This window comes from Thiomicrorhabdus marina (assembly GCF_017571465.1).
GTDB lineage: Bacteria > Pseudomonadota > Gammaproteobacteria > Thiomicrospirales > Thiomicrospiraceae > Thiomicrorhabdus > Thiomicrorhabdus marina.
This window is the reverse complement of sequence record NZ_JAGETV010000015.1, coordinates 49,759-59,072: the sequence shown is the minus strand read 5'-3', so window position 1 is coordinate 59,072 and position 9,314 is coordinate 49,759. Positions and strand designations below refer to the sequence as shown.

Here is a 9,314-nt window from a genome sequence, read left to right as displayed (position 1 = left end):
ACCAATTAAAGATCGCCGCACTTCGTTTGTGATGGCAAAACATCACAATAGAAAAAACCAAAAAAACCGTCATTGCGAACGCAGTGAAGCAATCTGTTTGTATAGGTTGTCAGGGAATTGCTGCGTCGAATTGCTCTTCGCAATGACAGGTGATTTGCTATGCCTAACCAATTAAAGATCGCCGCACTCCGCTCGCGATGACAAAATGTAATGGCCGTAAAAACCAAAACCCCGTCATTGCGAACGCAGTGAAGCAATCTCGTTTGTATAGATAGTCAGGGTGATTGCCGCGTCGCATTGCTCCTCGCAATGACAGGTGATTTGCTATGCCTAACCAATTAAAGATCGCCGCGCTCCGCTCGCGATGACAAAATGTAATGGTCGTAAAAACCAAAAAACCCCGTTAATGAACTAACGAGGTTTTTCTGATTTTGGCTTTATTTAAGCCCAAGGTTATAGGGGGATATTAGAATTCGCCCTTAGCACCTTTTTGCATCATTTCCCAGATGGTGTCACGAACTTGCATAGTCGCTTCTTTTAGTTCTGGAGGCATTTTTTTGCCCATTTCGATTGCCATATCCATATTCATTGAGTAGATATGAAGACCATCTTCTTCTTCAATGATGTTTACACGACAAGGTAGGAAACCACCCATTGCTGGCGAGAAGTCAACCATTTTACGTGCAGTTTCAGGGTTACAGAAAGACATTACGTGGATTGTCTTAGACTCGATGCCACGAGCTTTAAGTTCTTCAGAAAGAGGAAGTTCACCAACGTTTTTAAGGTTGCGGTTGATACCCACAGCGTTGATTGCATCAACTACGTCTTCAAAGGTGACGCCTTCTTCAACTTTAATTTCCCACATGGTTGCGTCAGCGATATCGCCTTCAGATGCAACCCATTTATCCCATACTTGGTTGAATGTAGTCCAAGCACCGTCTTCAAGGTTAGTAGCAGCATTCATAGTGCCACAACCAGAAAGGGTTGCTAGGCCAGCTGTAAGAAGAGCGGCTTTAAAGAAGTTCGCTAATTTCATATCTCGATATCTCCATCGGTTTTTAAAGGTCTGTTTGATGTCTCTCAAACTTTCACTGAGCTAGATTAATGAATCACAAATTATTTGCAAACCAAATTTTTTGGGGACTTGATAATATTCTTTTATTAAGAGTTGGTAATAAACTAATTTTTAAAACTTTTACTCTAGCCAATTAACTGAAAATTTAGTTTTTGTAGAATGCAGTTAAGTTTTTGATTTTTTGTAACTTTTACTTGTTGTTTGTGCCACTCGTGGTGGGTCGGATAATTGCGTCGATAGCCTTCGAAATTTGATGGATTATGACGTATTGCCTGATCGTCATTTTGGATTAAATGAGTTTTTTGCAAAACGTAAAAAAGTCCTTTTTGCCAGTTTTCGGCATTTTGCACCGTGATCGCTTTTGGTATTTTCGGCAGTTTTTGTTGCCAGTCGTTTTTTTGAGGTTCATTCCAAAAAGAACATAAGTCGTGGTAGACCATCGTACTGCCGGCCAGTTTTGCTTCAAATGAATGTCCGGCGATATGCGGGCTGACTAGAAATGATTGTTCGATCAGTTCAGGGTTAATGTTCGGTTCATTTTCCCAGCAATCAGTAATTTTGGCTTTTAGATGGGTCTGTAATAGTGCTTGTTCATCAATAATGCCGCCGCGTGCAGCATTGACAAGAATTTGTTGTGGATTTAATAAAGCCAGTTTTTCGCTATTAATTAAATGGTAGGTTTTGTCTGCACCGGAAAATGTCAAAGGTGTGTGCACACTAATAATATCTGCTTGCAGTGCGTGCTCTAAATCGACAAACCCTTGGTTGCCTTCTTGTTTGGCACGCGGTGGATCATTCAATAAACACGTTACTCCTAACGCTTGTGCCTTGGCATGCAAAAGTTTGCCGACGTGACCAACGCCGATGATCCCTAAGCTCTTGGTGCTAATGTCAAAATTTTCCTGCTCTGCTAATAATATTAAAGCGTGGATCACAAACTCGGCTACGGAATTGGCATTACAACCTTGTGCGGAGTAAAAATGCCGTTGAGTGTTGGCCAGGTAATCTTGGTCAATATGATCCAATCCGACAACCGTGCTTCCGACATAGCTCACTTTGGAATCAGCTAAAAGTTCGGCATTGACCTGGGTGCGTGAACGGACGATAAGTGCATCGATGTCTTTTACTGCTTCGGCATTAATTTCTCGACCTGGTAGGGTCATTACTTTGCCTAAATGGCCGAAAATTGTTTGTGCATAGGGAACGGCATCGTCTATAAGAAGTTTGCGTTGTACAATTTGTGTCATCTAATTTATCTCAAAAAAGTTTTGCTTATTGTACAAGGCTGTTCACTAAAGGAGTAAGTGTGCGTACTAAGAAAAAAACGCAGTTAATTGAAGGGCCTGCCGGATTGATTGAAGTAGAGGTTGTTCCTGCAAAAAAACAACTGAGTCAGGATGGCAGTCAAAATCTTGCCATCATTAGTCATCCGCACCCACTATATGGTGGGACTATGGACAATAAAGTTGTTACTACCTTATTTAAAGCCTATCAGGAGCTTGGGTTTAATGTGGTGCGTTATAACTTTCGCGGTGTTGGTGCGAGTGAAGGTGAGCATGATTATGCGCAAGGCGAGTTGAACGATTTACTGGCGGTGGTGGATTGGGCTCAGCAACCATTTCCTGAAAGTGCATTGCATTTGGCGGGTTTTTCTTTCGGAAGTTATATCGCTTTCAAAGCTGCGGCTCAATTAAAGCCGAAGAGTTTATTGACGGTTGCGCCACCGGTAGGACTTTATTCCTTTGAACCGGAGGTAACTGGGCAATTAGATAAAGATACGCAATGGAGCCTGTTGCAAGGTGGGCAAGACGAAGTGGTTGAAAGTGCTCAGGTTTTGAATTGGGCGCGAGCTTTGGCTGAGAAACCGGATATTTATTGGCGTGAAAAAGCATCGCACTTTTTTCACGGTGAGTTAATCTGGCTAAGGCGTGCAGTGCTGTTAGCGTATTCTTAAATCAAGATTCAGGGATTCAGGGTTAAGATATGTCTCTAGATTAGAAAATTCTTATATAAGGATTGAATGATGTAATGAGATGTTTATAATATTAGAATTTTCTTATGTGTTAATAAGCTTGTCTTAGAAATAGGATGAAGCTAGTGTAGCAACTAGTTAAAAAAGGTAGAAAAGGGTGCTTTGTCATCCTTTTTGTTTATCTGAAATACTGAAGTTTTATGCGCCGAGTCAACTTTATGTGTATTGAACGGTATTTTCGGCCTTAGAGTGCTGCACTCATTTAATATGAAGTCTTAAAAAATTAATATTCCTAGCTTTGGAGAACGGGATGTCTAAATGGAAGCATTTTTCAAAATATAGTGGTATCGCGCTGATTGTTGCGACTACGCTACCAATAACATCATATGCAAAAACCTATACTTTTCCTGAGGCTGTGCAGGAAGTGATTAGTGCTAATCCTGAAATGAAGGTTGCCAAAGCGCGCATGATGCAAGCCCAGTCAGCTTTGGGTAAGGCGAAAGCCAGCGAAATGCCGCAAATTAATTTTTCGGTTACCGGTTCATACTCTAATAATGCATTGAATGTATTTGGAATGAAGCTGCAACAGCGTCAGGCGGCACTATCCGATTTTGGCTTTGATGGCGCAACTGCTGCTGCTTTTGGTTCTGGGGATTATACGCACCAACCAGATGCACTAAATAATCCAGGCTCGCACTCTGATATGAATACTCGAATTGAGGTTCTCTATCCTGTTTATAACGGCGGTAAAGTTGAAAGTTACCAAAACCAAGCTCGTGAAATGATTGATGCCGCCGGTAATGGTGAAGTTGCGGTTGAGCAATATCTGACTTTTGGCGTTTATCAAGCATATGAAGCAGTGCATGCGGCGCGTTCTTTTATCCGAGTAGCCGAGCAGGCGAAGAAGACGGCTGAAGAATTTGTACGTACCACTGAAAACTTGGTTCGCCAAGGGGTTTTAGTTCGTTCTGAATTGTTAAGTGCCCGTGTTAATGCTTCTGCTGCTGATGTTGCATTAGCGCAAGCAAAAGGCAAAGAGCATATGGCATTGGACGGATTGAGAATTTTAATGGGATTGGGTGCGGAAGTTGAGATTGACGTTGCTGAACGTCTAGATATTGTTCTTCCGAAAAGTGATTTACAGGCCATTATTGAAGATGCTGTGAATAACAATCCACAGTTAGTCGCACAACGTAAGCAGGCAACGTCTTCTATGTTTGCTGTTGATGCAGCACGTGCGGATGAGAAACCGAGTTTTAATTTGATGGCGCGTCAGGATTGGAATGATGACAGTGTCGGATTTGATAGCTCAAGTTATACCGTAGCAGGTGTTTTTTCTTGGAAGGTAAGTGATTTCGGTCTAACTGAAAACTCCGTCAAAATGGCGCAGGCTGAGGCGGAACAGAAGCAAGCAGAAACCGCTTCGATGGAAAATGAGGTTAAGTTTGAAATTATGCAGGCTTGGCGTCGTCTTGGCGTAGCTAAAGAGCAAGTGGCTTCAAGCAAGTTAACGGTGGAGCAAGCCGAGGAAGCTCAACTGTTAGTGCAAAAACGCTATGAGAACGGTGTGGCGACTTTCACCGAGCTTTTGGCTGCACAGACTCAGTTAGACAAGGCTCGTGCTGAGTTGGTTGCGTCGGAATTTGAAGTAAATGTACAGAAAGCCAAGCTACGCCTTGCTGCCGGTAGCATGGATGTAAAACAGCTGTAAACAGAATTGATTGGCTTAAAAAGGAATAATAAGTAATGAAACAGATTAATAAAGTTCTGGCAGTCGCAGTACTCGCGGCTATGGGCTTGAGCGGATGTCAGCAAGAAGCGCCAGTCGCTCCTCAGTCTGAACCGCAGACGCTTGCGGCAGAGGTACATAACGTTGAGTTAGGCACTGTGCCGTTAACGGCTGTTGTACCGGGTGCGGTTGTGGCCGATCAGAAGGCTCATATTGCCTCTCGATTAATGGGCTACATTAAAGGTTTGGAAGTCGAGGTCGGTGATAAGGTCAAGCGTGGAAGCCTATTGTTTTCGATTGACTCAACTGATATTCAGAGTCAAATTGCGCAAGCGCAATCTGCTTACTCACAAGCGGAAGCAGCACTGCAAGATGCGAAGTTAGATTACGATCGCTTTAGTCAATTGTTTAAGGAAGACTCGGTATCGAAACAGCAATTTGACAAAATTCGCCTGCAATATGCGGTTGCTCAAGAAAATTTGGCTGCGGCTAAGTCTGGGTTAAACCAAGCTAGATCGCAGTTGAATTATGCGAATGTTCGTGCGCCTTTTAGTGGTGTTGTCGTGCAAAAAATGGCGACGGCTGGTGATTTAGCTGCTCCAGGTAATCCGGTTGTTGTGATTGAAAATTTGACGTCTTTGAGTGTTCAAACTCAAGTGGCGGGCGAGCTTTATGCTGTGCTACGTAACGGCGACGAAGCCAGTGTTTTGATTGATGGTCAAGCTGAGCCAATGGTCGGCACTATCTATACTTTGGTGAGTGCGGCTGACCCTAAAACACGTACTCATACGGTTAAGTTGAGTTTGCCGGCCGTGAAAAATATCAATTCAGGTACTTTCGCTCGCATCAGTTTCAAACGCGGCGAACGCCAAGCAATGATGGTTCCGCAATCGGCAATCGCAAATCGTGCTGGTATTGATGGTGTCTTTATTGTTCAAGACGGTAAGGCAATGTTTAATATGGTTCGCACCGGTATCACTATGGGTGACATGGTTGAGATTCAGTCCGGTCTGGATTTGGGAGAGCAAGTTGTGGTTTCGAATAACCAGAGCATGCTTAACGGAGATATTGTTGAGGCAACTACTGCCGCTGCAGCACAGTAATAGGGATTTTGTATGTCTGAAAATACAAACCATAACGCTGCGGATCAGGCCGAGCTAAATATTGCCGGTAAGCTTGCTAAAGCGTTTATCCATTCAAAAATTACGATGATGATTGTTATCGCCATTACCTTGGCTGGTATTTTGGCGTATACGGTCACTCCGCGTGAATATAACCCGCAAATCGTTGTGCCGGCGGCAAATATCATTGTGCCGAAAGGTGGCGCAACACCGCAGGAAGTCGAGAACATGGTGGTCAAACCATTGGAGACCATTATGAGCGCCTTGCCGGGGGTGGATCACACCTTTGGTTATGCGACTAATGACTTCGGTGTGGTAACGGTTCAGTTTGAAGTGGGGCAAAACCAAGTTGATAGTCTGGTTAAGGTTTATAACCAGATTATGCAGAACATGGATAAGATGCCGCCTGATACGCAAGAGCCGCTGGTTAAGCCAATCAACGTTGATGATGTTCCTATCATGACACTAGCAGTCACTTCAGATGAGCTTTCTGGGTTTGATTTGCGGGATGTCTCTCTGAAACTGGTTGAGAATATCCGTAATCTACCCGGCGTGTCTTTTACCGATGTGGTTGGCGGTAAGGAGCGTGCGATTAATGTGTGGCTAGATGCGCAGAAAATCGCTTTAACCGGTCTTTCTTTGGATACCATTAGCCAAATGCTGAAAGGTTCAAACGTTTCGGTTCCGGTTGGTTCTTTGGTTAACAATAACCAAGATCGACTAGTGCGTGTAAACGGCTTCCTTGGTAATGCCGAAGAAGTAGGCAGTATTATTATCGGTGCTGATCAAGGTCGTCCTATCTATCTTCGCGACATTGCGCGTATCGAGGATGGCCCGAAAGAATCTGATGCCTACAGTCGTATCGGTTTCGGACCGAATTCTGCATATAATGCTAACGGTGAGCAAGCTGCGGTAACCATTACCATTGCCAAGAAACCGGGTACCAATGCAGTACAGGTTGCAAATGGCGTTCTTGAACAGCTTGAAGAACTTAAGAAAGCGGTTATTCCTCATAATGTTGATGTAGTGGTTACGCGTAATGACGGTGAAAAAGCCAATGCTGCTGTAAACCTTCTTATGGAGCATTTGGGAATCGCAGTTGGTTCGGTAATTGTTATTCTGGTTCTGTTCTTGGGTTGGCGTGAAGCCGGTATTGTTACCTTGACGGTTCCGCTCATTCTTTTTGTGGTGCTGTTTATTGGTTTGATTGCCGAGCAGACCATTAACCGTATCACCCTTTTTGCATTAATTCTTTCGCTGGGGCTCTTAGTGGATGCCGCTATTGTGGTTATAGAAAATATTCACAGGCATATCCATAATGGTTTTGATCCAGAGAAGTTCGATGAGGTTCTGATTAAAGCGACCAACGAAATCGGTAACCCGACTAACGTTGCGACTATCGCGGTTATCCTTGCCTTTATTCCGATGCTATTTGTTACCGGTATGATGGGGCCGTTTATGGCGCCGATTCCATTTAATGTGCCGGTAGCGATGGTTGCCTCGTTGGTTATCGCTTATCTACTGGTGCCTTATGCGGCTTATCGTTTCCTCGGTAAGAAAGCGATTAAAGAGATGCAAGAGCGTGAAAGCTCTGAAGCACATCATCCGCAGCAAGAAGATTGGATGCAGAAGTTGTACGTTAAAACGATTGTGCCTCTAATCGAAAGCCGTACCAAGCGTAATGTGTTCCTGTTTGTGGTTCTTGGTGCTTTGATTGCATCGATGATGCAGCCTGCGCTTCAGTTTATTCGTGATGATGGTATGAACAACCCGCTACACCCAGCCGGTGTTGAGGTGAAAATGCTGCCTTACGATAACACCAGCACTTTCCTGGTGCAGATTGATATGCCGGAAGGAACCGCTGTGGAAACCACAGATCGTGTGGTTCGCCATGTCGGTAATATGTTGTCGCAAACTCAGTTCGTAACCGACTATAGCGTTTTCCTTGGTAAACCGGCACCAATTGATTTTGCCGCATTGGTTCGTGGGGATTTAATCAAGGAAGGGCCTAATTTTGCGCAAATTCGTGTGAATTTGGTTAAGAAGAGTATGCGTGCGGCTTCATCGCATGAAATCGTGCAGAATCTAAACCTTGATTTGAACTCGTTGCGTAAGGTTTTTCCTGATGCGAATATTAAGCTGTATGAAACCCCTCCTGGGCCACCGGTAACAACCCAAATCATGGCCGAGTTGTACGGGCCAGACTACGATAAGTTACGAGCTGCTTCGAAAGAAGTCTCTGCTAAGTTTGAAGAGGTTTACGGTTTGATTAACATTGATGACTCGGTCACGGCGGACACCATGACTTATGAAATCAATATCGACCGTGAGCAATCGAATTTGCTAGGTGTTGCGCCGGCGCAAGTGAGTAAAATGTTGCGTGACTACATTAATGGTTTCGAATTGGGCTATATGCACTTAGACAACGTTCGTGAGCCGGTAGATATTTTGGTTCGTCTGCCTCGTTCAGAGCGTACCGTCCCTGAGCAATTGCTGTCGTTACGTGTGCAATCTCGCGCCGGTGTTCCAGTGCCATTATCTGCTCTGGCTGAGATTGAAGAAGTGCCGCGTGCTAAGCCGGTTCTATCTCGTGATCAGCACAGCATGGTAATGATTGGCGGTGAACTACTGCAATCGAGTCCGGTTTACGCAATTCTGGCGCTAGATAAGATGCTAGATAATGTGACTCTTCCTGAATCAGGTGTGACCTTCCAAACAGCTAACCTTGGTTTTGTTGCGGCAGATCCAAAAGATGTTATGGATTACACGCTTCTTTGGGGTGGTGAAATGCGCCTGACTTTGGATGTATTCCGTGACATGGGGTCTGCATTTATTGTCGCCCTGATCTTTATTTACCTAATTCTGGTCGGTTACTACAAATCATTTATGATGCCGGTTATCGTGATGGGTGCAATTCCGCTGACAATGATTGGGGTTTTCCCAGGTCACTGGTTGACGGATCAAGCCTTTACCGCGACATCAATGATTGGGGTTATCGCCTTGGCCGGTATCGTGGTGAGGAACTCGCTGCTATTGATCGACTTCATTCTTGAATATCGTGCAGAAGGTAAGTCTTTGAAAGATTCGGTTATTCAAGCCGGTAAGGTGCGTTTCCGTCCGATCCTGTTGACTGCTTTGGCTATCATTTTCGGGTCAATGATCATGATTACCGATCCGGTATTCGGTGGTCTAGCGGTTGCGCTAATCTTCGGTACACTGTCTTCAACTGTATTGACTCTGTTAGTTATTCCATTGATGTACTACATCTGGCAATGGCACGGCGGTGTTAAGCAACAAGAAGCTTTAGAAAGAGCGCAAGCAAACAACTAAGCTGAAATAACGGTTTAACGGCCAATAAAAAACGCCCCGAAGTCACTATGGTCTCGGGGCGTTTTTGTTTTTAGGTTATTAAGGCCT

6 protein-coding genes are annotated in these 9,314 nt (G+C 44.3%); 4 read left to right on the top strand and 2 right to left on the bottom strand.

Annotated elements, in window-relative coordinates:
• Positions 1-466 precede the first annotated feature (466 nt).
• Positions 467-1,036, bottom strand: coding sequence for a DUF302 domain-containing protein (locus J3998_RS08900; protein WP_208150306.1), 570 nt, complete (start codon positions 1,034-1,036; stop codon positions 467-469).
• A gap of 164 nt (positions 1,037-1,200) precedes the next feature.
• Positions 1,201-2,322, bottom strand: a complete 1,122-nt coding sequence (locus J3998_RS08895; RefSeq protein WP_208150304.1) for a 4-phosphoerythronate dehydrogenase — start codon at positions 2,320-2,322, stop codon at positions 1,201-1,203.
• A gap of 59 nt (positions 2,323-2,381) precedes the next feature.
• Here J3998_RS08895 and J3998_RS08890 point away from each other — a divergent pair, with 59 nt between their 5' ends.
• The 4 genes from J3998_RS08890 (at position 2,382) to J3998_RS08875 (ending at position 9,227) form a co-directional block, all read left to right on the top strand.
• Positions 2,382-3,029 (top strand): alpha/beta fold hydrolase, encoded by a 648-nt coding sequence (locus J3998_RS08890; RefSeq protein ID WP_208150302.1) that lies wholly within the window; start codon positions 2,382-2,384, stop codon positions 3,027-3,029.
• Between the two features lie 328 nt (positions 3,030-3,357).
• Positions 3,358-4,758, top strand: coding sequence for a TolC family protein (locus J3998_RS08885; protein ID WP_208150300.1), 1,401 nt, complete (start codon positions 3,358-3,360; stop codon positions 4,756-4,758).
• Positions 4,759-4,793: 35 nt separating this feature from the next.
• Positions 4,794-5,879, top strand: coding sequence for an efflux RND transporter periplasmic adaptor subunit (locus J3998_RS08880; RefSeq protein ID WP_208150298.1), 1,086 nt, complete (start codon positions 4,794-4,796; stop codon positions 5,877-5,879).
• A 12-nt stretch (positions 5,880-5,891) separates the two neighbouring features.
• Positions 5,892-9,227, top strand: a complete 3,336-nt coding sequence (locus tag J3998_RS08875; RefSeq protein WP_208150296.1) for an efflux RND transporter permease subunit — start codon at positions 5,892-5,894, stop codon at positions 9,225-9,227.
• Positions 9,228-9,314: the final 87 nt, after the last annotated feature.